17 protein-coding genes and 1 riboswitch are annotated in these 25912 nt (G+C 41.8%); of the genes, 2 read left to right on the forward strand and 15 right to left on the reverse strand.

All coding sequences use genetic code 11. The features are described 5' to 3' along the window. Nucleotides 1–99: 99 nt before the first annotated feature. From guaB to B9T25_RS02695, 6 genes are all read right to left on the reverse strand, one after another. A complete protein-coding gene (gene guaB / locus B9T25_RS02670) occupies nucleotides 100–1566 on the reverse strand; it encodes an IMP dehydrogenase (protein WP_086186916.1) in 1467 nt (488 codons plus the stop codon). Between the two features lie 269 nt (nucleotides 1567–1835). After that, nucleotides 1836–2633, reverse strand: coding sequence for an MBL fold metallo-hydrolase (locus tag B9T25_RS02675; protein WP_086186917.1), 798 nt, complete (start codon nucleotides 2631–2633; stop codon nucleotides 1836–1838). 182 nt (nucleotides 2634–2815) lie between these two features. After that, a complete protein-coding gene (locus tag B9T25_RS02680; RefSeq protein ID WP_086186918.1) occupies nucleotides 2816–3391 on the reverse strand; it encodes a TMEM165/GDT1 family protein in 576 nt (191 codons plus the stop codon). Between the two features lie 88 nt (nucleotides 3392–3479). Next, nucleotides 3480–3606: riboswitch (yybP-ykoY riboswitch) on the reverse strand. A gap of 136 nt (nucleotides 3607–3742) precedes the next feature. Further along, nucleotides 3743–5710 carry a 2-oxo acid dehydrogenase subunit E2 gene (locus B9T25_RS02685; RefSeq protein ID WP_086186919.1) on the reverse strand — a complete coding sequence of 656 codons (1968 nt, stop codon included), beginning with the start codon at nucleotides 5708–5710 and terminating at the stop codon, nucleotides 3743–3745. A gap of 2 nt (nucleotides 5711–5712) precedes the next feature. Next, nucleotides 5713–8415, reverse strand: coding sequence for a pyruvate dehydrogenase (acetyl-transferring), homodimeric type (gene aceE / locus B9T25_RS02690; RefSeq protein WP_086186920.1), 2703 nt, complete (start codon nucleotides 8413–8415; stop codon nucleotides 5713–5715). Between the two features lie 281 nt (nucleotides 8416–8696). After that, nucleotides 8697–9380, reverse strand: a complete 684-nt coding sequence (locus B9T25_RS02695) for a M23 family metallopeptidase (protein ID WP_086186921.1) — start codon at nucleotides 9378–9380, stop codon at nucleotides 8697–8699. A gap of 108 nt (nucleotides 9381–9488) precedes the next feature. Between B9T25_RS02695 and B9T25_RS02700 the strand changes: the two genes are divergently transcribed. After that, the gene (locus tag B9T25_RS02700; protein WP_086186922.1) at nucleotides 9489–9929 is read left to right on the forward strand and encodes a DciA family protein; all 441 of its coding nucleotides are present in this window, start codon (nucleotides 9489–9491) and stop codon (nucleotides 9927–9929) included. Nucleotides 9930–10026: 97 nt separating this feature from the next. Here the strand turns inward: B9T25_RS02700 and lpxC are convergent, their stop codons facing one another. The 8 genes from lpxC to gshB form a co-directional block, all read right to left on the reverse strand. Continuing rightward, nucleotides 10027–10929 carry a UDP-3-O-acyl-N-acetylglucosamine deacetylase gene (gene lpxC / locus B9T25_RS02705; RefSeq protein WP_086187040.1) on the reverse strand — a complete coding sequence of 301 codons (903 nt, stop codon included), beginning with the start codon at nucleotides 10927–10929 and terminating at the stop codon, nucleotides 10027–10029. Between the two features lie 123 nt (nucleotides 10930–11052). Beyond that, on the reverse strand, nucleotides 11053–12243 hold the full coding sequence (gene ftsZ / locus B9T25_RS02710; RefSeq protein ID WP_086186923.1) for a cell division protein FtsZ: 1191 nt from the start codon (nucleotides 12241–12243) through the stop codon (nucleotides 11053–11055). 160 nt (nucleotides 12244–12403) lie between these two features. Next, complete coding sequence (gene ftsA, locus B9T25_RS02715) at nucleotides 12404–13666, reverse strand: cell division protein FtsA (protein WP_086186924.1); 1263 nt, start codon at nucleotides 13664–13666, stop codon at nucleotides 12404–12406. A 71-nt stretch (nucleotides 13667–13737) separates the two neighbouring features. Next, nucleotides 13738–14592: a cell division protein FtsQ/DivIB gene (locus tag B9T25_RS02720; protein ID WP_086186925.1), complete on the reverse strand. Its 855-nt coding sequence runs from the start codon at nucleotides 14590–14592 to the stop codon at nucleotides 13738–13740. Between the two features lie 3 nt (nucleotides 14593–14595). Continuing rightward, nucleotides 14596–15525 (reverse strand): D-alanine--D-alanine ligase, encoded by a 930-nt coding sequence (locus B9T25_RS02725; protein WP_086186926.1) that lies wholly within the window; start codon nucleotides 15523–15525, stop codon nucleotides 14596–14598. Between the two features lie 56 nt (nucleotides 15526–15581). Next, entirely contained in the window at nucleotides 15582–17030 is a 1449-nt protein-coding gene (gene murC, locus B9T25_RS02730; RefSeq protein ID WP_086186927.1) for a UDP-N-acetylmuramate--L-alanine ligase, read from the reverse strand. A gap of 13 nt (nucleotides 17031–17043) precedes the next feature. Beyond that, nucleotides 17044–18129: an undecaprenyldiphospho-muramoylpentapeptide beta-N-acetylglucosaminyltransferase gene (murG, locus tag B9T25_RS02735; RefSeq protein ID WP_416202346.1), complete on the reverse strand. Its 1086-nt coding sequence runs from the start codon at nucleotides 18127–18129 to the stop codon at nucleotides 17044–17046. Between the two features lie 313 nt (nucleotides 18130–18442). Next, nucleotides 18443–19387: a glutathione synthase gene (gshB, locus tag B9T25_RS02740; RefSeq protein WP_086186929.1), complete on the reverse strand. Its 945-nt coding sequence runs from the start codon at nucleotides 19385–19387 to the stop codon at nucleotides 18443–18445. A gap of 116 nt (nucleotides 19388–19503) precedes the next feature. On the opposite strand from gshB, the gene B9T25_RS02745 reads away from it, so the two are divergent. Beyond that, complete coding sequence (locus B9T25_RS02745) at nucleotides 19504–19698, forward strand: DUF3565 domain-containing protein (RefSeq protein ID WP_086186930.1); 195 nt, start codon at nucleotides 19504–19506, stop codon at nucleotides 19696–19698. A gap of 43 nt (nucleotides 19699–19741) precedes the next feature. Here B9T25_RS02745 and B9T25_RS02750 read toward each other — a convergent pair whose 3' ends face one another. Continuing rightward, complete coding sequence (locus B9T25_RS02750; RefSeq protein ID WP_228146850.1) at nucleotides 19742–25774, reverse strand: SdrD B-like domain-containing protein; 6033 nt, start codon at nucleotides 25772–25774, stop codon at nucleotides 19742–19744. Between the last annotated feature and the right edge of the window lie 138 nt (nucleotides 25775–25912).

Consider the following 25912-nt stretch of genomic DNA (forward strand, 5'->3'; position numbering starts at 1 on the left):
GAAATTCATCATCCAATTTTTTTTCCACAATTACTTTACACCAAAATCAAAAAAGCCGTCATATAAATGACGGCTTTTCCTGAAACGGATTACTAAAAATCAACCAACACGGTAGTTTGGCGCTTCTTTGGTAATGGTCACATCATGGACATGAGATTCAGACATCCCTGCCGATGTAATTTTGACAAACTTGGCATTTTGACGAAGATCTTCAATCACAGCAGAACCGGTATAACCCATCGATGAACGTAAACCACCCATCATTTGATGCACGATGTTCCCCATAGGGCCTTTATACGGCACGCGACCTTCAATCCCTTCTGGTACCAGTTTTTCTTGACCGGCTTTAGCATCTTGGAAATAACGGTCTGCAGAACCGGTTGCTCCTGCCATCGCACCCAATGAACCCATACCACGGTACGCTTTATAATAACGACCTTGGAAGAATTCAACTTCACCAGGCGCTTCTTCAGTCCCTGCCATCAGTGAACCCACCATAATGGTACTTGCACCAGCACCAATCGCTTTCGCGATATCGCCAGAGAAGCGAATACCACCGTCAGCAATTAAAGGAATCTGTTCTTTTAATGCATTGGCAACGCTATCAATCGCAGACATTTGTGGCATACCAATACCAGCAACAATACGTGTGGTACAGATTGAACCTGGGCCAATACCGACTTTAACCGCATCTGCACCAGCATCGAGTAAAGCCAATGCAGCATCACCAGTCGCAATGTTTCCGCCAATCACTTGAACTTGTGGGTAGTTTGCTTTCACCCAACGTACACGTTCAATTACACCCGCAGAGTGACCATGCGCTGTATCAACCACAATGGCATCTACACCCGCTTCAACCAATGCTTCAACACGTGCAGGCGTTTCAATGCCAGTACCAACTGCAGCACCGACACGTAAACGACCTAAATCATCTTTACAGCTATTTGGATAGAGTTCTGCTTTACGGAAATCTGTAACCGTAATTAAACCTTTCAGCTCGTTATGATCACCAACCACCAATACTTTTTCAATACGGTTTTTTTGTAATAATGCTTGGATATTTTCTTTAGATTCATTTTCACGAACTGTCACCAGACGGTCTTGACCAGTCATGATGTTACTTACAGGTTGTTCTAAATTGGTCACGAAACGTGTATCACGACCCGTCACAATACCCACCACTTTGCCATCTTTAACAACAGGCACACCGCTGATATTGTTAGCTTGAGTGATTACAATGAGTTCGCGAACCGTGGTTTCTGGGGTCACAGTGATCGGATCTTTCACCATCCCTGCTTCAAATTTTTTCACACGGCGTACTTCAGCTGCTTGAGCAGAAATATCCATGTTTTTATGCAGGATGCCGATACCACCGTTTTGTGCCATTGCAATTGCCATACGTGACTCTGTCACAGTATCCATTGCAGCTGAAACAAGGGGGATATTCAAATTAATGCCACGAGTTAGGCGCGTCTTTAAAGAGACATCTTTTGGGAGGACAGTTGAGTAGGCAGGGAGTAATAAGACATCATCGAAGGTTAGCGCTTCTTGAACGATGGTCAACATAACAGTCTCACTGGTAATTTCCGTGCGCTATTATAAACAAAAAAAACAGTTTTATTCATGTTAATTTCAAACAGCGAGGTAAAATAAATTTACATCGCTGAATATTCATCAATTTTTTTATAAAATTACGCTCAATATACTTTATCTATAATCGTCATCTTTTAAGCAGCACAGCGCAAGACCTTTTGTTTCCCGTATAGAACATCCCGAGTAAGTTTTAAAGCACTGCTTTAAAATGCAGTGCAAGGATGGAAAACCTATGCCATTGATTAAGTTGGACAGGTAAAAACCGACTCATCCATCAAATCTGTACCACACTCTAAAGTTTCAATCCAATCCAGAAATTGATTGACCTGCTCTTTGCCAATAAAGGGGATACCATGTTGCGGGACGATCATCTCAACATCCATCGTACGTACCATTTTCACCCATAAACGAATGATTTTATTGCAACACATATAGCGCTGATGAAAAGATTTCATTTTCGGAATGTGCGAAGCAAAACTTTCCAATGGCTTATTGGCATCATCCACCATAGATGCACCCATATCACCTGAAAATAAGATTTTTGCAATCGGATCGTAAAATTGGAAGTTGCCGACCGAGTGTAGAAAATGGGCAGGAATAACTATGATTCGTGACTCCCCTAAAGGAATAACCCCACCATGATCTGGCAATTCAATTAAGCGTTCCAGCCATCCACCTTTCATGCGATCACTCATAAATGCCGAGTTCAAATGTGGTAAGAAACGTGCCCAAAGTTTAGATGCCACCACTTTGGCTTCGGTATACACTAACCAACGTGGCATCGAAGTAATAATATCGGGGTCTTGATGAGATGCCATGACATAGTCAAGATTGGTCAAACGGGTATATTTATTCAGTTCCATGGTCAGAGGGACATAGGTTAAATCCCCCCCTGGATCAAGTACCGCTGCACGTTCATTATCCAAAATTAGAAATTGGTTCGCTTGTACACCTTCACCTTTGACTAGACTGGTAAAGCTAATGCATTTATGCGTGCCATTATCAAATAACACTTGTGATGTCGTGCGATCAAACGCCATAAGCTACTCCCCCAAATATTGTTTTAAAATTGCCTTTTTTAATCCCCTACAAAATATATGTAATTATATAAATTTACAACCAGCATCTGTTTAAATATTTTTAAATTTATCAATAAATTGTGTCACATTTAAGCCTAAAAAATCCCGACAAAAATGCAAGGATTTCTTAGGCTGACTCAGATTTAGAAGAAATAATGTTGTGCTAAAGTTGAAACACCAATCAGCAAGAATATGGTCGCACCAATTTTATGAATCAGTGAAATTGGCAACTTATCTGCCAACTTATCGCCAATAAAGACTGCGGGTGCATTGGCAATCATCATTCCAACAGTCGTCCCCAACATGACCCAAAATACACTGTCAAAACGTGCAGCGAGCGCTATGGTTGCCACTTGAGTTTTATCGCCTATCTCTGCAAGAAAAAACAGTACAAAGGTCGCACCAAACACGCCATATTTTTGCCATTGATTAATGCTGTCAGTTTCATCATCCAATTGGTCTGGAACCAGCATCCACAGTGCCATGGCAATAAAACCAAGCGATACAAGCCAAAGTAATATATCTGGGCTAACAACAGTAGTAATCCACTGACCGAGAAGCGCTGAAATGCCATGATTTAATAAGGTTGCGAGTAAAATCGCCAGTAAAATTGGAATCGGTTTGCGGAATCGTGCTGCGAGTAATAATGCCAATAGTTGGGTTTTATCACCCATTTCAGCAAGGGCAACAATCGCGGTCGAGATGAGGAACTCATACATAATAACTTTCTCTGGCTAGCAAAATTTGCCGATGACTTATCACTCCTGCTAGCCAAAATCTGCAGAGTAATAAATCAAAGGTCTTGCCAACAAAATAAAGCTTTTGAAAAGCTGAATTGGTGTTTTGCTATGATGACCATGTTCTGTTGAACAATTATGTTGACCATCACCTTTTTACATTGCGTAAAAAGCGGCTACTCCCCAATGAAGTAGTGCTAGTGTAAGTGACACAGCAGGTTTTTTCAAACGAGATTTTCCTTTCGTCCATGAAATACCAACAACCCACCAATTTTCCCCAATAAAAAAACCCTGCCTAAGCAGAGTTTCCGTGAATATTTATATACTAAAAAATTAGAGCAACAAAGTACGAATATCAGCCAAAAGCTTGGTCAATTTATGGGTGAAACGCGCAGCATCTGCACCATTAATCACACGGTGGTCATAAGACAATGACAACGGCAACATTAAGCGTGGGTCAAAACCTTCGCCATTCCAAACCGGTTGTATGGTCGCAGGTGAAATACCCAAAATTGCCACTTGAGGCCAGTTTACCAATGGTGTAAATGCTGTACCACCAATTGAACCGAGACTAGTAATGGTAAAGTTTGCACCCTGCAAGTCTTTCGGAGAAAGCTTTTTCTCACGTGCTTTCTTGCTTAATTCACCCAATTCAATCGCAATTTGCTTAATTGATTTTTGATCTGGATTACGCAGTACAGGAACGGTCAAACCATCAGGCGTTGCCACTGCAATCCCCATATGGATTTCATTACGTAGCAATACTGATTTTTGATCATCAGCCAAATGACCTGTAAAATAAGGCTCTTCTTTTAAAAGATGCGCCAACGCTTTGGCAATGAAAGCCAAAATCGTCAAGCTAATACCATCTTTCTTGAAGTTATCTTTTAATTCACCGCGCCATGCTTCAAGTTCAGTAATATCCGCCGAATCAAACTGTGTAACTTGTGGAATAAAATTATTCAATGACAATTGCGGAACAGAAACCTGTTGCAAACGTGTCATGGCTTTTTCTTCTGCCCCACCAAAAGCACTAAAATCAGGTAATTTTGGCAAGCCCGAAACTTGAGCAGTAGCTTGAGCTACAGGAGCAACTTGAGGCGTGGTCAAACGTGTTTTCACATAAGCAACCAAGTCTTGCTTCATCAAACGCGCATGTGGACCAGATGCTGTAACATCTGCCAGAACAACACCCAATTCACGCGCCAGTTTACGCACGGCAGGGCCTGCATAAACTTTAGAATTAGCAGCACTTTGCTCTTTCGTTAACTTATCCACGCCATTTATAGTAGCAACTACAGGTGCAGATTGTTGTACTTTAGCTGCGGCTTGAATAGGAGCTGTAGCTTTTGGTGTTTCGACCTTCGCAACAGGTGCAGGAGCTTGACCTTCAGCCTCAATCGTCACCAAAGCCACGCCTTGGCTAACACTTTGACCCAATGCAACATGAATCGCTTTGATCACACCCGCGGTCGAGCTTGGTACTTCTACCGTCGCTTTATCTGATTCAACTACAATAATACTTTGATCAGCTTCAACAGTATCGCCCACTTGCACTAAAATTTCAGCAACCAGTGCCTTATCTACACCTAAATCAGGTACAGTAATTTCAATTTTACCGCTAGCGACTGGAACAACTGCTGCTACAGGCTCAACTTTTGTTGCAACCGTTTCTACAGATGCTGCTTTTGCAGCTTCAACTGGTGCTTTTTCCTGAACTGTACCCGCAACTTTTACTTTAAGCAGCACCACGCCTTCTTTTATGGTGTCGCCTTCATGAATTTCAATGCTGACAACCGTTCCTGAAACTGAGCTTGGTACTTCAACTGTCGCTTTATCTGATTCAACTACAACAATGCTTTGCTCAACATCAATTTCATCGCCAACTTGTACCAAAATCTCAGCGACCAAAGCTTTTTCTACGCCAATATCAGGTACTTGTACTTCAACAATCATTGCTGTGTTCGTAGTAGGGGTTGAGGCTTTTTCTTCAAGCACTGGCGCTGTATTTGATTGAACAGCAGCAACCACAGCTTCAGGCTGCGTTGTTACAATGGCTTCAGATGCCGTAGCACCCTCAGCTTCTAATTCAATTAAAACTGCGCCTTCAGTGACCACATCACCAACCGTCACAGTAATACTTTTCACCACCCCTGCCGAAGTGCTTGGCACTTCAACAGAGGCTTTGTCAGATTCTAATAAAACAATACTTTCATCAACTGCAATGGTATCGCCAACTTTTACTAAGATTTCAGCAACCGTTGCTTTGTCTACGCCAATATCAGGAGTCGTAATTTGCATGCTTAGTTCTCCTCTTTGTAATCGGCAACAGCGTGAAGTTCAGGATGCGTTTGTGGCAACCAAGCCACTGGACGGTCTGTGTCCAATTCAAAGCTAGAAATCGCATCTTTCACTAAACGCGCATCAACTTCGCCTTCATCTGCCAGTTTTTTCAACGTTGCAACAACAATATGAGCAGCATCTACACCGAAGTAACTACGCAATTTCGCACGTGTATCTGAACGACCATAACCATCTGTACCTAATGCTACGAATGGACGGTTGTCTGGAAGATATGCACGAATCTGTTCGCTATACGCACGCATATGATCTGTTGCTGAAACCACAATACCTTTAGTACCGCGAAGCTGTTCAGATACCCACGCTTCTTTCGCTGTTTCAGCCACTGGGTGTAAACGGTTGTATTCTTCACATATCATACCGTCACGAGCTAATTCATTGAAGCTTGTTACGCTAAACACATTGGAATGAATTTGATACTCATCACGTAGAATTTGAGCTGCTTTAATGACTTCACGAAGAATTACACCTGAACCCATTAATTGCACAGTGGCTTTTTCATCTTCTTGAAGTAAATACATACCACGCTTAATGCCTTCCTCAACACCTTGTGGCATTTCAGGATGCTCGTAATTTTCATTCATTACGGTTAAGTAGTAGAACACACGCTCTTGGTTGACATACATACGTTGTAAACCGTCATGCACAATCACAGCAAGCTCGTAACCGAAACATGGGTCATACGACACGCAGTTTGGAATCGTGTTTGCAAGAATATGTGAATGACCGTCTTGATGCTGTAAGCCTTCGCCATTCAATGTAGTACGACCAGCCGTTGCACCCAACAAGAAACCTTGTGCTTGAGCATCGCCTGCTGCCCATGCAATGTCACCAATACGCTGGAAACCAAACATTGAGTAGTACATGTACATTGGAATCATTGGTAAGTTATTGGTTGAATAACTGGTTGCCAACGCTGCCCATGCACTCATTGCACCGGCTTCGTTAATCCCTTCCTGAAGCATGTGACCATCTTTTGCTTCACGGTAATGCATCAACTGTTCTTGGTCTTCAGGGGTATATTTTTGACCATGAGCGGCATAGATACCCAATTGACGGAACATTCCTTCTAAACCAAATGTACGCGCTTCATCTGGAACAATAGGTACAACACGGTCTTTAATGGCTTTTTCTTTCAATAATGCAGAAATTAAACGAACCATCACCATCGTGGTTGACTGTTCTTTCCCAGCACTACCTTTCAATACTGCATCAAATACAGATAATTCAGGAATGGCCAGTTGTTCACTTTCTTTACGACGTGCAGGTAAGTAACCACCCAACGCTTCGCGACGCGCTTTCATATATTTCAATTCAGGCGAGTTTTCGCTTGGACGATAGAAAGGTACTTCTTCTAATTGCTCATCGTTAAATGGTAAATTAAAACGATCACGTACATATTTTAAAGATTCAAGCTGCATCTTTTTAATTTGATGTGTTTTGTTGACCGCTTCAATTTCTTCAGATAAACCATAACCTTTGACTGTTTTCGCTAAAATAACAGTCGGTTGACCATTGGCTGTGCTCGCTGCCGCATAAGCAGCAAAGACTTTGTATGGGTCATGGCCACCACGGTTTAGATTATCAATATCTTCATCGCTTAAATCTTTGATCAGTTCCGCAGCTTCAGGATACTTACCAAAGAACTTCTCACGTGTATATGCGCCACCTTTCACTTGATAACGTTGGAAATCGCCATCAACGGCTTCTTCCATGATCGCTTGTAACGCGCCAGTTTCGTCTTTATCCAGTAGCGGATCCCAATGACGACCCCAAACCACTTTAATGACACGCCAACCAGCACCACGGAACAGTGATTCAAGTTCTTGAATGATTTTACCGTTACCACGTACAGGACCATCTAGACGCTGCAAGTTACAGTTCACCACCCAGATTAAGTTATCTAATTTTTCACGGCCTGCCAGTGAAATTGCACCCAAGCTTTCTGGCTCATCCATTTCACCATCGCCAAGATAAGCCCAAACTTTACGGTCTTCTTCCTTAATCAAACCACGGTTCATCAAGTATTTTTGAATGTGTGCTTGATAAATCGACATGATTGGACCAAGACCCATTGATACTGTAGGGAACTGCCAATAATCAGGCATCAAATATGGATGCGGGTAACTTGGAATACCAATACCGTCAACTTCACGACGAAAATTATTTAAATGTTCTTCAGTCAAACGACCTTCAAGGAATGAACGTGCATAAATACCCGGCGCACAGTGACCTTGGTAATAGATCATATCGCCGCCAAAGCTGTTGCTGTTAGCACGGAAGAAATGGTTAAAACCAACATCATACAAGGTTGCTGAAGAGGCAAAACTCGCTAAGTGGCCACCTAAATCATCACCTGTTTTGTTGGCACGAAGCACCATCGCCAAGGCATTCCAACGAATCAATGCACGAATACGGCGTTCCATATCTTGATCGCCTGGCATTGCTGGCGTTTCTTCAACTGAAATAGTATTACGGTAAGGCGTATTTAGGCGCTGAATAGGAACATGTGTAGCAATTGCACGCTGATAGAGTTTTTCGAGTAAAAATGCTGCTCGCTCCGTTCCCATATGTTGTAAAACTGAGTCGAAAGCATCTTGCCATTCTTGGGTTTCTTGCGCGTCAGTATCACCATAAAACGCCATATTGCACCTATTCCTTGAGCCTATTTATATTCTCTATATGTATCATACTTTGGCTAGTCTCAGTTATTGCTACAGCCGAATACGGAATAACACTATTATTTAGAAAATAAATATCTACTGACCATTCTTTACCCAATAAAACAAAAAACCGCTAATAAAGGCGGTTTTTTATACAATAAGTATTCTTTTGAATGATATCGTCTAGAGTTAAAAGCTATCGTGCTTTAGGCCACATTCTTTAAGACTATTGAGAGTAGACTTGTAACTCGTCATTGAAAAACTTACGGCAACATCGCTAAATAAGTTGACGGATTTTTACGTTGACCATCTTTTACTACTTCATAGTGTAAATGAGGACCAGTACAACGACCAGTACAACCCACATTGGCAATATGCTCGCCTGCTTGTACTTTATCACCAACACGGGAAATCAGACGAGAGGCATGTGCATAACGCGTTAAATAGCCATTACCATGGTTAATTTCCACATATTGACCATAACCTGTACCCCAACCAGATTTAGTAACCACACCTGGGCCCGTTGCATAAATGGCAGTACCACTTGGCGCTGACAGATCTAAGCCTGAATGATTTTCAGCACGGCCACCCATGGTACGACCACCATAGTTTGAACTGACACGTTTCATATCTGGCAATGGATGGGCTACCAACCAAGAGTAAGGATTGTTAGAATAGCTTTTTGAGGTGCTTGAGCCATATTTCTTTGCAAGCGATTCATTGTTCAATTCAACCGTTTTTTCACGTAACTGAACGCTCATTTTAGTTTCAGCAGGAAGATCAATATCATTTGATTCTGCATAAGAACCCTGAGCTAAAGTACGAGTCAGTTGTTCGATACGGTCTGTTGATCTGTCGTTAGAATTGAGTTCGACTAAATCAGCAAAAGCTACAGATGCGGCAGATGCTGCCAATGAAAACGCTAATAAAATACGGCGCGTATGCATAAAAAACCTCTTTTAACTGTTCTAAGTTAATGTCCTTGTGTGATCTCTTCCTTGATATCTACTGAACGAAGCGCATAAGATTAAGACATAAATATGGAGGAACAATGTATGTCTGAACCAGTGAAGCTTTTTCAACAAACAAGAAAACACTTAAAAACAGGAAACTTTACGTTTCTCTCTACACAAGTTACTGCATGGCAGAAACTTACAAAAATCATTCAACCTATCTTGCCCCAACCAGAGCAATGGCAAGTTGTTTGTTATCAAAATGGCGTTTTGACCATTACCGGTGAAAATCAAGCAATGATTAGTCAACTGGCATATCTTCAAACGCAATATATTGCTCAATTATCACAATTGGACGAATTCAAAGATTTGCAAAAGCTGCAAGTTCGTTTAAGAATTCAAACACTAACACCCTTAAAACCTGAAACTCTGACCAGATCCCTTAGCCCAGATACTCAAGATTTAATTCGTGGTGCTGCTGACTTTGTGAGCGACACCAAGCTTAGCCAAGCAATGCTACGTTTGGCAAGCAATAAAAAGTAACTGGCACTTTGATGTCGCTGAAATCAGTCAAAAATTATGTGATCTATTTAACAGTTATAGTTGTTATATTATAACGCACACATTAAAAGACAATGACTTATGTCACACTTACATAAGGAATTGGACATTGCGTTTCGTCATTAAATGTTACAATTTCGTAGTTGGTTGGATCACTTTTGACATTGCGTAATAACTGATTATTTAATGCATGTCCTGACTTATAACCATCAAATTTTGCAATAATTTGATGTCCAAGTAAGTATAAATCCCCAACAGCATCTAAAATTTTGTGTCGTACAAACTCATCAGAGAAACGAAGTCCCTCTTCATTTACCACACCTGTTTCATCCACACCAATCGCATTGTCTAAACTTGCACCTAAGGCTAAATTATTGGCTTTGAGGTAATCTAAATCTTTCATAAAACCAAAAGTCCGTGCGTCACTGACTTCATACACGAAGGTTTCAGTTGAAAAATCAATGGTCGCTGACTGATATTCTTTTTTAAATGCAGGATGGTCAAAATCAATGGTAAAGTTTAATTGAAAACCGTCATGTGGATGAAAAACAGCGCGTTTATCATCTATCAGTGCTTCCACTGTTTTTAAAATTTTGATAAATTTTTTCGGTGCATTTTGCTCAGCCAGACCACCCTGCATGAGCAAGTAAATAAATGGACCGGCACTACCATCCATAATTGGGACTTCAGAAGCAGAAACCTCGACAATGAGATTATCGATCCCTAATCCGGCAATCGCACTCATCACATGCTCAATAGTGCCCACCTTGGCATCTTCTTGAACCAAATTAGAACACATAAAAGCTTCTTGGATCAGCATCGCATTGGCTTGAATATCGACAGGTGGATCTAAATCAATACGTCGAAACACAATTCCCCCATCGACATGGTGCGGCACAAAGTTAATTAAGACTTTTTGCCCACTATGAAGACCAATACCGCTCGCTTTCACGACACGTTGTAGGGTTCGTTGTTTCAACATATTTTCTATCATCTGCTCATCAAACCGCTATACGTTAGCATATTTAGCCATTGATAAAAAACAAAAAGGTAGTATTGCTACTACCTTTTTTTAGTACACCAGTTAAAATTTTAAAAATAAAATTTATTTACGTTGTTGATTTTTCAAGTAATCTTGAATACTCATTGGCGTTGGACGCGCTGTCCCCATTGCTGGAGCAACAGTAGCACTCACCTCATTCTGTTGACGTTGAATTGCTGGCACGTCGTCATCTTCTACAGCAGCTTGGGTCACTGAACTTACTGGACGCGTTGCAGACTGCGTTGTTGGACGTTTTACTGCATCTATAGAATCCGCTGAATTACGCGTTAAACCCGTGGCAATCACTGTAACACTAATTTCATCACGCGCATCTGGATCAAATACTGTTCCGTAGAACACTTGACCTTCATCTAAATCCACAATCTGATTGACGACATCGGTAATTTCTTCAATTTCACCAAAAGTCACATCATCACCACCCGTAACGTTAATCAAAATACCTTTGGCATTCATAATCGTTACATTATCAAGTAGTGGGCTACGAATGGCTTGTTCAGCGGCTTGGCGTGCACGCGTTTCGCCACGACCAGAACCCACACCCATCATGGCATAACCACGAGTGCTCATTGCAGTTTTTAAATCGGCAAAGTCAAGGTTGATATGTCCTGGACGAACCACAAGATCAAAGATACTTCGTACCGCATTTAACAATACGTCATCTGCTTTTTTGTACGCATCTTTCATGGAAATATCACGGAAGACTTTAAGCAAGCGCTGATTTGGAATAATGATTAAAGAATCCACATGGGCTTCTAAAGCTTCAATACCTTTTTCAGCAGATTGCTGACGACGTTTGCCTTCAAAGTTAAACGGAGTCGTCACTACACCTACGGTCAAAATCCCCATTTCTTTGGCAATTTCAGCAACAACAGGGGCAGCACCCGTACCTGTACCACCACCCATACCGGCAGTGACAAAGACCATATCGGTCCCTTCAAGGTGTTGGCGAATGATTTCACGGCTCTCTTCAGCAGCAGTTTGACCTACTTGAGGATTCGCACCAGCACCCAAACCACGTGTGCTTTGTTCGCCTAACTGAATTTTGAATTGTGCATTCATACGATCTAAAGCTTGTTTATCCGTATTAGCACAAACAAATTTTACACCTTGAATGTCTGACTCAAGCATATGTTGTACAGCATTACCACCAGCACCACCTACACCAAATACAGTGAAACGGGCTTGACCGTTGCTATCGTTTTGATCATCTTCTAAAAATTCAAATGAGGCCATGACCTTTGGATTTCCTAATGCGTAATTGGCAGTCACTTAAGCCCGTATACTGCCTTGATCTTAATAAAATTGTTTTTTTAGAATGCTGCTCAACTGCACGCTTGTCAAGTGCAAGCCGTTAGACGTACAACTTCCTAACAATATTCCCAAAAAACTAAACTTAAAATATCGATTTTAACTGATTATTTAATGCTGACCATGCTCGTCCTACTCGTCTGAAAACAGACAATTTTTCAGGATCGGTAGATTCCACAATAGCATCCTGCGTGTCACTTTGACTAAACATTAATAATCCAGCAGCTGTTGCATATTGTGAACGACGCAAAGCAGCCTGATTTTGTTCTTCAGCATAGACCTGTACTGGTGGATTGCCCAAATGAGCAGAAACACCCAATATATGACGTACCAAATTCACCATTCCTTCAATTTGACTGGCATCACCTGTCAGTACTACGCCATGATATAAACCATGAATTGCACCATTACGTTGTAACTCTTGATGCACTTGATTCAAAATTTCTTCATAACGCGCAATAATAATTTCAGTTAATTCAATACGACTAATCGTTTGCGGCCCATCAATCCCTTGGAATTGAATCATATGGTCTGGTTTCACCACTTTCAGTTCAACACAACCATACAATAGCTTAATTCGCTCAGCTTCTTCTGTGGTGGTTTGCAGTACAGCCGCAATATCACGGGTAACATGCTCGCCGCCGCGTTGCAAAGTATGGGTTAAAGCAAGACGACCATCTAAATATACAGCGATATTGGTGGTACCCGCCCCAATATCGACCAAACATACACCATACTCTTTTTCATCTTTGAGCAAACTCGCTTCAGCTGTGGCTAAACAAGACACCACCATTTTTTCAACGCCAATATTGGCACCTTTAAGCGCACGATCCAAATTCTGCATGGTACTAATCGGCAACATCATTAACTGATAATGCCCCTTCATACTGTGCGCAGACATCCGAATCGGATTTTGCACCCATTCTGTTGAATCATCTAATTCAAAACCCAAAGGTACTGCACTGACTAAATAATGATCAGAAGTTAAATGACTGGCTTTGGCCAGCTCTAGTGCGCGTACCACTTCACTGGTGGTAATGGTGTGATCACTATTTTCAATAGGTGTACGACCTGATGCATAAAAGCTTTTTAATTCTGCACTTGGTATTGAAATCCAAGCGGAATGCACTCGGCATTCAGCCATATCTTCTGCTTCTTGTACGGCATTTTTGATTGCAGTAATGACTTTGTCGAGACTTACAATTTTTCCTTTATTCATGCCTCGGTTACGAGCGGTCGCCATACCAATTACTTGGATATTGTCTGGCGCATGTACCTTACCAATCAAAACTGAAACTTTGTGTGTCCCAATGTCAATCGCAACAACCGAGGGAACAGCTTCATTCATTATCTACTACTACCATGACGTGTTTAGTTAATTTTTGGCTTAAAGCCTCTATTTTATATAAAGCCGTTCAATTATGGCTTTACCGTTCTTGCATCTGCAATGCTTGTGTCATCAATCGTTACAACAAAGTGACCATTTACAATATTTGGTGCTGCTGAACTCTTCCATTGTAGCGCCAATCCATTTCTGTAACGTAAATCAACTGATGAAATTTTAGACCAAACAGGTTTTAAATCACTTTGTGCCAGATGACTCAAGCGTTGAAGTTTACTCATGGTCTGATCTTGATCCACAATGATGCGCAAACCAGAATCAAACTGCATAAACCAAGTCATACGCTCTGTTAAATATAATTCTTTTAAACGAACATTGATTGGCAAAAATAATTGATTAATTTCATTGTAGCGACGCATCATCATTTTTGACTGTGTGGTAGGTCCGTGCAGCAAGGGCAATTTCTCATTATTTTGCGGTATGACCTCTGCAAAAACATCACCACTATCACTTAATAATCGTCCCGTTCCCCAACGAGCAATGGCATGCCGCGGCATAACGCGTACTCGAATTGAGTTTGGCCATGCACGTGATACCACCACGCGATCAACCCAAGACAACGCTAATGCTTGATCTCGAACTTTTTCTAAATCAGACGTAAAATAATTCGCTGTTACTGCTGGCGCAACATGTGTCATGACCTGACGGTTTTCAGCATCTGATCGTGTTCCAACCACGTTAAGCTCAGCCACCTGCGCATCGGTCATGACCTTATATAAACCATACACCCCTACCGCCAATACTGCGAGTGCAACAAGCAATAACAACCAACCACCCACATTCGCAAGCTTTTCCTTACGCGTCGGTGGCTTGTCATGTATTGATGTGATTGCTGCTCGTTTACGGCGCATTGAAGCAGGAAGTTGAGCCATAGTTTAGTAAGCCACATCCGTCAATGTTTGTTCTAAAATAGCAACACACAGCTCATCAAAGCTATAACCCACCGCTTGCGCAGCTTTCGGTACCAAAGAGTGACTGGTCATGCCTGGCACAGTATTCACTTCTAACAACCAGAAGTTACCATGTTCATCTTGCATCGCATCAATACGACCCCAACCACTTGCACCAACGGCTTGGAATGCACGTAAACATAAAGTTTGCAGTTGTTTTTCTTCATCTTCGGTTAAACCACAAGGAATACCGTACTGCACATCATTACGTTTATATTTAGCGTCATAGTCATAAAATGCCACATCTTTTGGCGGTTCAAGACGAATCACTGGAAGTGCCTGACCATTCAGAATCACAATGGTAAATTCACGCCCTGTAATCCATTTTTCCGCCATAACGACAGCATCATGTTCGGTCGCTTTAGCAATAGCTGCCGCAAAGTCTTCAATACGCTCAACTTTACTCATACCAATACTTGAACCTTCATGTACTGGTTTAATAATGAACGGCAAACCAATACTCTCCACCACCGCGTTGAGATCCGAATCTTTGGTCACAATACGATACGGTGCGGTTGGAAGTTCTGAACCTTGCCACACTTGCTTGGTTTTGACTTTGTCCATACCAATGGCTGAACCCTGTACACCAGTACCGGTATAAGGGATATTTAGCCACTCTAGTGCACCTTGAATTTGACCATCTTCACCGCCACGACCGTGCAACACAATAAAGGCACGGTCATAACTCACCAACTCAGTCACACTGCGCTCTTGTGGGTCAAACGCTGCGGCATTTACCCCTGAACGTACCAATGCTTCAAGTACAGCTTGACCACTATTTAGAGAAACCTCGCGCTCAGCTGATTTCCCACCCAGCAACACGGCAACTTTGCCGAATTTTGAAGCATTTGCCACGTTTATATCCTTAAACTTTATAATTGAACGATCAAATTCAAAATCACACAAAGCGATTATTTTAAATACAATTTATTTTGTGCTAGCTCACTCGAGATAGCACCCACATTACCTGCGCCTTGTGTTAATAACAAGTCATTCGCTTGTAACACTTTATGCATCACATTTGCTAAATTGCCTTCTACAGGATCAATCAAAATCGGTTCAACTTCACCACGTAAACGAATGCTTCGTGCCAAGCTGCGGCTATCCGCACCGACAATTGGCTTTTCACCTGCAGGATACACTTCAAGCAATAATAATTGATCAACGTGTGACAATACATCGACAAAATCATCAAAGCAGTCACGGGTACGGCTAAAACGGTGTGGCTGGAACAACATGACTAAACGACGGTCAGGGTGACTTTGACGTGCCGCTTTAATGGTAGCTTCCACTTCTTTAGGATGGTGACCATAGTCATCCACCAATGTAACATTGCCACCATCCAGTTCAAATTCACCTTGCACTTGGAAACGACGACCCACACCACTAAAGCCCTCTAATGCACGGCAGATTGCGCCATCAGAAACGCCTTCATCGGTCGCAATACCAATCGCAGCCAAGGCATTTAATACATTATGTAAACCCGGTTGATTGACCGTAACACGAAGCGGTTCACGGTCTTTACGTAATACCGTTACATGCGTACGCATACCATCTTGATCAACATCGACAGCACGAATGTCATTATCTTCATCAAAACCATAGGTCAAAAGTGGACGACCGATACGCGGCATAATTTCACGAATATTGGCATCATCACCACATACCACAGCTAAACCGTAAAATGGCAGTTTATGCAGGAACTCGACAAAAGTATCTTTTAATACATCGAAGCTACCGCCATAGGTATCCATATGGTCAGCATCAATATTGGTCACAATGGTTGCCATAGGCTGTAAGTGTAAGAATGACGCATCAGACTCATCTGCTTCAGCCACAATATAACGACTCGCACCCAACGCAGCATTCACACCCGTGCGATTCAGTAAACCGCCAATCACATAGGTTGGATCCAGATTTTCTTCTGCCAACATACACGTCACAAGGCTTGTTGTGGTGGTTTTACCATGTGTTCCTGCAACAGCAATACCATGACGGTAACGCATCAACTCACCCAACATTTCGGCACGACGAACCACTGGGGTACGGGTTTCAATCGCGGCTTTAATTTCTGGATTTTCTTGATCAATTGCAGTCGACACCACAATCACATTGGCATCTTTAATATTTTCGGCACTATGACCAATGAAAACCTTAATACCATTTTCTTCGAGCTGTGCCGTGGTTTTAGAGGCTTTAATATCTGAACCAGACACTTTATAGCCTTGGTTTTTTAATACTTCCGCGATGCCACACATCCCTGCACCACCGATTCCCACAAAATGAATGTGTTTGATACGGCGCATTTCAGGCACTTTAATTAACTTTTTCGCTTGATCAGCAGGAGTAGATGGAGACATATATAACTCTAATTTACAATTCTTGAATTAAACGAACCACATGCTGGGTTGCATCAGGTTGTGCTTTTTGACGTGCTTTGACTGCCATTTCAGACAGCAATTGGCGATTCATCAGTGGTGTTAGTAATTCTTTTAAACTTTCTGCTGTCATGTTGCTTTGTGGGCAAATTTTCGCAGCATTGATATTGGCTAAAAATTTGGCATTTGCTGTTTGGTGGTCATCAACAGCACTTGGTAGTGGAACAAAAATTGCAGCCACACCCGCCGTGGCAATTTCAGTCACGGTTAAAGCACCCGCTCGGCAAATAATCAGATCTGCATTGGCATAAGCTTTTGCCATATCTTCAATAAAGGGTTGCACTTCGACCTGTAACGTTGCTGGCACATCATTATAACGTGCTTGCGTCGCATCTTGATGGTCTTGACCACACTGATGAAACACATGTATCGGCATATCCAATTGTTTCAATGCTTCTGGAACAATTTGATTTAATGCTTGTGCACCTAAAGAGCCACCGACAATTAAAATTTGTAAAGGCATCTCTGCTCTGGCACGCTCTTGATAACGCCAAGACGGATTCAAAATTTCAGTAATTTCTTTGCGTACAGGATTCCCTGTGGTCACAATTTTTGCACTTTCAGGAAAGGTATTTGGAAAAGCCTGACACACCGTTTTCGCAATACGCGATAATTGCGTATTGGTAAAACCTGCAATCGCATTTTGTTCATGAATGATGACTGGAATCCCTAAAGCACGTGCTGCCAAACCACCCGGCCCTGCAACATAGCCACCAAAACCAACGACAGCGCCAATATTAAGCTGTTTCATATAGCGCATCGCACTGAGCGTTGCTTTTAAAATTTTAAATGGTGCCAATAATTTACGCACAACACCGTTGCCACGTACACCCTGAATATCAATTTGATAAATTGGAATATTTTGATTTTTTAATAATCGGTTTTCCATGCCCGTTGGCGTTGCCAGCCAAGACACTTGTACGCCTTGTTGCTGTAATGCTGTAGCAACAGCTAATGCAGGGAAAACATGTCCACCTGTACCTGCAGCCATCATCATGACATGTTGGGGCTTTTTTTTCATTGCTTCAGTCACAGTCTAATTCTTCAATTCAAAATAAAGGCAATAGAAAATTCATTTTTAAGCATTCAATTGTAATCACAAACACTAAGTCGGGGAAGCGTATTTACTTTTTTTCACGAAGTGCTTGATTGTTTTTTTCTACGGATTTAAAAGTTTAAACTAGTTTTATTATGAATTGCTGGAAAATATACAATATTCCTCATTTATATCCAATTTTGTAGACTTGATTTTAACTAGACGATAAATTGAATTTTCTCGCATAGTTTTTGCTAAAAAAAGCCCGTATTGGACTCTTTTTTTAGCAACATATAATTTAAGCTTTCAAACCTGCTTCTAAAACAGCAAATAAGTCATCTGCAATAGAGGTTCCAAACTGGTCATCAATTTCACGAATACAAGTTGGACTGGTGACATTGATTTCTGTCACATAATTACCAATCACATCTAGCCCAACAAAAACCAGCCCTTTCTCTCTAAGATAAGGCCCGACTTTTGCCGCAATGGCTTTGTCATTTTCACTTAACGGACGTGCTTGCCCTAACCCACCTGCGGCCAAGTTACCACGAACTTCACCATTTTGTGGAATACGCGCAAGGCAGTAAGGTACAGCTTCGCCATTAATCATCAAAATACGTTTATCACCTTCGACAATTTCAGGAATATAGCGCTGTGCCATAATGGGCTGAGTCCCATTATTGGTCAACATTTCAATAGTAGACCCAATATTAATGCCATCTTGATATAAGCGGAAAATACCTGTTCCGCCCATCCCATCAAGTGGTTTGACAATCACATCCACCTGTTCTTTAATAAATTCACGAATCAAACTATTTTGTGAGGTCACCAAAGTCGGGACTTGTAGTTCTGGAAATTGAGTGGCAAAGAGTTTTTCGTTACAGTCACGCAGGCTTTGTGGTTTGTTAATAATCCACGCCCCTTCTCGCTCTGCTTGTTCCAAAATATAGGTGGTATAGACAAAGTTCATGTCGAATGGCGGGTCTTTACGCATGAGTACCACATCATAGGCCGCGATCGATTCTTTTTGTTTTTCACCTAATTCATAATAATGATCAGCATCTTCAAACACTTTCAGCGCTGAAATCAAACCAAATGCTTTGCCTTGTTCGATATACAAGTCTTGCTGTAATGCATATCCCAACGTATGTCCACGACGGCTGGCTGCCCACAGCATAGCCATAGATGAATCTTTTTTTAGATTTACATTTTCGATCGGATCCATCACCACAAGTACACGCATATCTTTTACTCTGATATTTTTAGATTAGGAAAAGTATAGCGGAGATTACTGAAATGTGTTTTTACATTCTTGCTAAAGCTTTATCTATAATTGCGAAGATGATTAAGGAGAAATCTATGCAACAAGCCATTATTGGTTTTCATTTGGATAATGAGCAAGATTGGATCGCCGACCTTGCTTGTGGTCATGCACAACATGTACGGCATAATCCACCGTGGCAAAACCGCCCTTGGGTAATGACAGCAGCAGGACAGCAAGAAAAATTAGGGATGATGTTGGAATGTAAGAAGTGTGCACTACAAAAAAAATAAGGAGCTTACACTCCCTATTTTTAAATCTTAAGCTACGCCAATTTTATGGCTCTCTTAAAGTATTCTTACTGGCAAATAAGTTTTCATCAAACTTAAATCTAAAACGCACATATGCGCCCTGAAGCGTGGTATCGCTATCTACAAGGTCATCATCTTTATAACCAGAGAAATTATAGCCACCTGAAACCCATAAATTTGCAGCCACTAAATAGCCCACTTCAGCACCCAACAAAATGCGCTGCCCCGAACTCATATTGGACCACAATGCGCCTGTATGCACACCGGCATCCCATCGTTCATTAATGTCATACATGGCACGCGCACTCAACATATGGGTCATACCGCTGGACTCTAATCCAGAGAAGGTGGTATTGACATTTTTTACTGCATATTGACCAGAAACAGTGAAATCCTGCGTTGGATGGTAATTCAGATGATTGGAGAAAATATAAACATGCTTTAAGTAAGCATTGCTTAAATCTGTTTGATTATTATCATAACGATATTCCACTTTCGCCAACGCATCAAAACGGTTGCGTTCAGTATCTCTGTATGCCAAACCAAGCTGGAAGCGATCAACCAAACGGTCTCCGCTATTTTGGCTCTTACTGTCTGTTTGGCTAATGACATTTTTTGCCAATAACGTCACATCATCCGAATATTTATAAGCCAGCCCTAAATTATTCAAAATCGTATCCGCTTGGTCTGCCCAACGCGCTTCAATACGCGCAACAGCTTTCCAGTTCGGATTTTTTAAATATTCCACCCCTAAGGATGCGGCTGTACTGTCTGAACTCAGGTTGTTGGCATTTGACAATGCTTTGGTTTGCTCAAAACTAGTGTTGGCATAAAAGCCCTTTTCAAGTTCCCAACGATTACGCAAACCAATGGCCGCTTCTGCTTCGCGCGCACTAATACCATCACGCACGCGATACTCACTAAATGCGGTGCCATTGTTGTTGTATTTACTGTCAACACCAAAAACTGTGACATTACGGCGCTGACTGCTATTTAAATCATACAAACCATTAATACTCGAGACCAGTTCATGACGACCATATGCTCTTAATTTTGCATTAATCTGATAATTTGCACCCAAAGCGAAAACACGACGATCTGCTTCCGATATATCCTGCTCGTATTCCGCGAAGACATTAGAACCTTGCCAAGGCAACTGACCCGTCAATTTTGTCCGAACCGACGTGCCGTGATAAGGGGCAATTTGCGTGGTATTCAACGTCGCTGGATCAGCCGATTCATCATAATATTTTAAGCCAAGCTCGACCGCCACGATCCGATTGATCGCCCGTTCAATGCTTGCCGAAACACCCTGATTAATGCCGCTCAACTGATCTTCGGTACGGATCGCTTCTAATTTGGCTAAACCAATTTTATCTAATTGTATGCGCCCTTTAATGCCACTTTCTTTACGCCCAGCAGTAATGGATGCAGCAGTGTTGTAGAATCCGCTATCCGCTTGGTTATGATAAAGCTTCATCTCCAAGTCTTTATAAGCATAATTTAATTCAATCCGCCCCGCATTGCCTGATAATTTTCCAGACGCATCCGGTTCAGCATTAATCTGCGTTAAAGTATCAAGACCATCATTCACATTTTCTGAACGGGCAAATTCAGCAATTAATTTACCTTTATCATTGGCAAATTTAACCACCGTATTCACACTGGCAAGTTGATCTTGAGCAAGCGGGTTATCGCTTTTGACATAAGCCGCTCCCACTTTAACCTGCTCAGTTATTTTCATCGAACCCGATACGCCGCCAACGGTGTATTCTTCACCGCCTTGGTCAGATTCCACGGTAATGCGTAAGTAAACTGGATTCAGATCTGCATCAACACTTGGCACAGGATCTTTTAAATAAATACTGTTGCTAAATGAATCCACTTCATAATCGGTAAAACGGGTTAATGTCGTGCGCGTAATGATGAGTCCGGGATTGTTACGATCACGGGTAATTACTTCGACTTTTTCACTATTATCACGAATGTCTTGCGCATTCACGCTGCCCAAACCATAAGGGCCAGAAATACCCATCGCGCGTTGTTCATTTACAACCTGCTGGGTATTGGTATTTGCTGCAAATGCAGTTACTTTGTATTGATCTGTCTCTACTGCACCACGGACACCGGTTAAAGAACGGTTATATTGCCCTAAAGATAATCCTTCATCATTTTCCGTACGGGTCACATAATCACCATACATGGCATATGAACGACCTTTGTCAACACGCACATACAACTTACTGGTCGATTGCGCATCAAAACCTTTCGCGGCTGAATCACCGTAAACTGGATAATATTCATCTGGACGAATATCACGGAACAGGCGCTGATTTTTATCTTTGTCAGAATCATAGGCCAGTGTGAGTAAATACTCTCCTTTAACTCTGCCTTTTAAGAATAATGCTGCCCGCCCAGTAGTACTGCGTTGACCATGATGAGAAGAAGAAATTTCACTGAGCTCTTCTTCAAAACCATCATCTGAATTGATGCCGCTCAATTTTTTCGGATCAAACTTTTTAAAATTAATTGAGCCTTCAAGCATACCCACTGCAATGATTGGTCGCAAATCAGGCAAGAAACGTACAGGAGTGCTGGCATGGAAAATACCGCTCTCAACCGATAACATCCCCTCACCCGCTTCAATCGGTGCTTGAATAGGCACAACCAATGTACCGCCTTCAACAAAGACCTGAATACCGGGCTGTTTCTGATCTAAGTCTAATAAGTCAATTTTACCAATTGAGCTATCTAAAGTAATTGGCGTACGGCTTGAAACTAAAGTGCCATGACGATCCGCAATTTTCAAAGCCACATTGAAGCGATCATAACCATTGGCTTGTGCTGCTGCCTTGCTCGGTTCAAGCTGCAACTTATCCAATTGGTCAGGCGCAATCACTTCAATACGTTTTGTGTCGCGGGTATTCCCCATCATATCCACTTGACGTACTTCAATCGCATTGCGACCTGCCTGAAGATCTACCCCAATAAAATCAAGACCTGAAACCTGCAAACTCGGTAAAACGGCTCGTTTACCGATACGTTTCTCTAGCACTTGCACGCCATTTACCCACAACTGTAGTTGTGTTCCAGCAGCGCCTTTCACCTGAACAGAAGTCTGAGGATAAGCCAAAACCTGCCCATCTGTTAAGTTCAAAATTTCTAATTGATTATTGGCAGCGCTTTCTAAAGCAGTTTCCAAATTAATCATCTTCACAGCATTCATTAATTCTGACGGCGAGCCATTCGGTATGGCTAAAGTTTCAGATATCGGTACAGTAACTGAAGGGTTTATTCCTGCTTTATCTGGTTCAAACTGGACTTGTTTTAACGCTTTAATCTGCTCTTTGGAAAAATCAAGATTACAATTTGCTTGAACACCTTGTGCAGAAATACAGCCGCTGGCTGGCTGGCCACGTACATCAGTAACTTTAGAAAAAATCGGATCGAGGGTTAAATCTGAACGTAGCACTTGTTCCAAATTGGTATTGTCTTGTTCAATCTGTTTTTTCCGATCAAGTATCCGCTGCATCAAAGGTTGTGAGCACTGCAAAGTATCATCGGTAATGGCAAAATCTGCCCGATGCAGCTCGCCGCGTTTTAAATCCACAAAACGGCTATTAGGATCCCCAGCTTGACGGTTGCTGATCAGAACCAATTCAGAAGCAAGCGGCAAACTGGTACGGTCAACTTTTAAAACATGGGTTTTGGCACTGATGCCATAAAAATCATATTTACCTTCACTGTCGGTAATAACATAACTGCCATCTTCAAGATAAATCCGTACTCCCGGCACGCCAATCTCACCCGGATCCTGTATACCATTGCGATTGCAGTCAGTGAACACCTTGCCGACAATGAAGCCATCCGAAATCATGGCACCTGGTATGACTTCAACTTTTGCAGAGGCTTCATTGGACTCAATACCTTGAGCATCTTTCGCACGAACACGGTTGATACCATCGCCATTGAGCGCATTGGGTCCAATGTAAACGCGGTATTGAACTTTAACTTCTTTATTTGGTGTGAGTGTGCCCAATCCAAGTTTTAAATAAGGCCCCTTACCACCAAGGGGGTCATCCACTTTCGTTCCATCTACGCGCATAGAACCTTGCACGTAGATAAAACCTCTCGGTAAGGTATCTGTAATGGCAACGTTGCTTGAGTCTGCCGTGCCACGGTTAGCCACGGTAACTGTATATTCTTCAAATTCGCCAATTTCTGCAGTCTTATTCGACGCAGCCTTTTTCACAAACAACGATGAGCTGTTGTTTGGTGCTTCTGGGTCAATTGGAATATCAATATTCAGTGCAGGATCACCATTATTTAAGGTGAACTGTCCTGCATATGACCATTTAAAATCAACCGCTTTATCTGCTGGGAAGCTTGGGTAAACAGATTGATCACTCACAAACGTATAGCGAGCATTTCCCGGAATAGTACTGGTATCCACAACGACACTATAAGTACCCGATTTTACCAACGGATAAATGAACTCGCCGGCACTATTGGTCACTTGCTTTGCCGGCAACGATATTAAATCGCCCGTTTGGGGGTTCACTTCAAATGCAATATTCGCCCCGATTGGCTGACCACTTTGATCTAAAAGCGTCACTGTGGCCCCAGCAACTGGCAATCCTGTTTTGGCATCAAATACAGTGCCATACGGATCCATCAATACGTTGGTACTAATATCTGTAATCGTACCTGTAGATTGCCCTTGAGCATCTAGACAATCGGTTAAGCTAATATTAACTTGATCACGCTTAAGCGTTTGCAGCACAGCGTCAAATGAAATACCTTTGTCTGAAAATGTGCTCGGTAAGGTATACTGGAATACGCCTGTATTCACCCCTGTTTCCACACCAATCACTTCTTCAATGTCACCTGTTTTGCTGGACTTAATTCGGATTTTGACCCGATCTGAGCTATAGCGGTCCGCATTGCAGCTGGCATTTTGAGCAGCAATATACAGCGGCTTATTCACACTACCAGTCGCTAAAATATTTTTAAAGTCGCCAGAGTTATTACTAATATTTGCTGAACCGCCCACGACAGTGGAAGCCGTGTTGGACAAAACCGTTTTTTGGCTATCCGTCACCGCATAGGACACTTGATAGGTATTATTCACCGTTGTTTTTGTAATATTACGGTTCATACTGACCACAAGATCAATCTGCTCGGTGGTATTGGCATCAATTTGCGGGAATCCAACCACCAATTGATTGATTTTACTTACATCATTAGGAATAACGGTACTGTAACGGTCATTTGCAAGCTTATACAAAATTTTAGCTTGAACATTTTTTGCCTGAGCCGCTTTAAACATTGTATTTGCAGGCAGCTCATCGACCAGTAACACCATTTTCTGTAGTTGACCATCAACCATAACATCCACAGGCTTCGCTGTTTTTTGACCTTGATTACTAATGCTTAAAGTATAGTTCAAGTCATAATTTGCTACAGCAGATGGTTCAAACGTCTTTTGTAATACCTCTTTCGTAGCCACCAATTTTGCGCCATAACTCACAGCGCTATCGGTCGCTGTAGCTGTCGTATTATTATCTTCAGTAACGGTTGCTTTTATAGGTAAGTTGAACTGTTTACCTTCAGTTAAATTAGACCCAGTCGTTGCTACAACCCATAAGTCAACGCTCTGACCCACTTGTAAAGATACAGTCGTTGTTAATTGCTGATCATTGGCATCAAATTGACCATTTTTGTTGCTATCTATATATATTTTTATATTACTGAGTTCATTTATGGTGACTGCTTCTAGCTGAACATTCACTGGTGCATTACTATTGTTCGATAAAGTATTCGCCCAGATCACGCGTACACTTGCTTCAACATCAAGTACTGGCGGTGATGTTAGAGTAATGGCGTATAATGCAGAGACACTAACGTCTACAGCATTTGAAACTGCCTGCTGCTGTATACCATTTGGTGCGATATACGTTGCATAAGCAATATTCTGAATAGTGCTTCCAACTTCAGGCATATTCGCCGCATGACTGTACTGCGCCGACAATATAGATATTGCCAACGTGGATAACATGAAACTCATGTTCTGACATACTTGAAATTGCTTCCGTCGCTGCACAGCGCTCTACCCTTTAACTAAAATAGTCTAAATAAAAAAAATTCTAAATTATGTGATGTGAGCACCCACATCTAGCCAGTGCTCACATGCTTA

The sequence above is a fragment of the Acinetobacter sp. ANC 4470 genome, assembly GCF_002135335.1.
Taxonomy (GTDB): Bacteria; Pseudomonadota; Gammaproteobacteria; order Pseudomonadales; family Moraxellaceae; genus Acinetobacter.

Bases quoted from the DNA above. Each gene is read 5' to 3' on its own strand.
- murC (WP_086186927.1), bottom strand. From the start codon at position 17,030: ATGTCTCCATCTACTCCTGCTGATCAAGCGAAAAAGTTAATTAAAGTG.
- ftsZ (WP_086186923.1), bottom strand. From the start codon at position 12,243: ATGGCCTCATTTGAATTTTTAGAAGATGATCAAAACGATAGCAACGGT.
- B9T25_RS02720 (WP_086186925.1), bottom strand. From the start codon at position 14,592: ATGGCTCAACTTCCTGCTTCAATGCGCCGTAAACGAGCAGCAATCACA.
- murG (WP_416202346.1), bottom strand. From the start codon at position 18,129: ATGAAAAAAAAGCCCCAACATGTCATGATGATGGCTGCAGGTACAGGT.
- B9T25_RS02700 (WP_086186922.1), top strand. From the start codon at position 9,489: ATGTCTGAACCAGTGAAGCTTTTTCAACAAACAAGAAAACACTTAAAA.
- aceE (WP_086186920.1), bottom strand. From the start codon at position 8,415: ATGGCGTTTTATGGTGATACTGACGCGCAAGAAACCCAAGAATGGCAA.
- B9T25_RS02695 (WP_086186921.1), bottom strand. From the start codon at position 9,380: ATGCATACGCGCCGTATTTTATTAGCGTTTTCATTGGCAGCATCTGCC.
- B9T25_RS02685 (WP_086186919.1), bottom strand. From the start codon at position 5,710: ATGCAAATTACGACTCCTGATATTGGCGTAGACAAAGCAACGGTTGCT.
- lpxC (WP_086187040.1), bottom strand. From the start codon at position 10,929: ATGTTGAAACAACGAACCCTACAACGTGTCGTGAAAGCGAGCGGTATT.
- guaB (WP_086186916.1), bottom strand. From the start codon at position 1,566: ATGTTGACCATCGTTCAAGAAGCGCTAACCTTCGATGATGTCTTATTA.
- B9T25_RS02680 (WP_086186918.1), bottom strand. From the start codon at position 3,391: ATGTATGAGTTCCTCATCTCGACCGCGATTGTTGCCCTTGCTGAAATG.
- B9T25_RS02675 (WP_086186917.1), bottom strand. From the start codon at position 2,633: ATGGCGTTTGATCGCACGACATCACAAGTGTTATTTGATAATGGCACG.
- ftsA (WP_086186924.1), bottom strand. From the start codon at position 13,666: ATGAATGAAGCTGTTCCCTCGGTTGTTGCGATTGACATTGGGACACAC.
- gshB (WP_086186929.1), bottom strand. From the start codon at position 19,387: ATGCGTGTACTTGTGGTGATGGATCCGATCGAAAATGTAAATCTAAAA.
- B9T25_RS02745 (WP_086186930.1), top strand. From the start codon at position 19,504: ATGCAACAAGCCATTATTGGTTTTCATTTGGATAATGAGCAAGATTGG.
- B9T25_RS02750 (WP_228146850.1), bottom strand. From the start codon at position 25,774: ATGTTATCCACGTTGGCAATATCTATATTGTCGGCGCAGTACAGTCAT.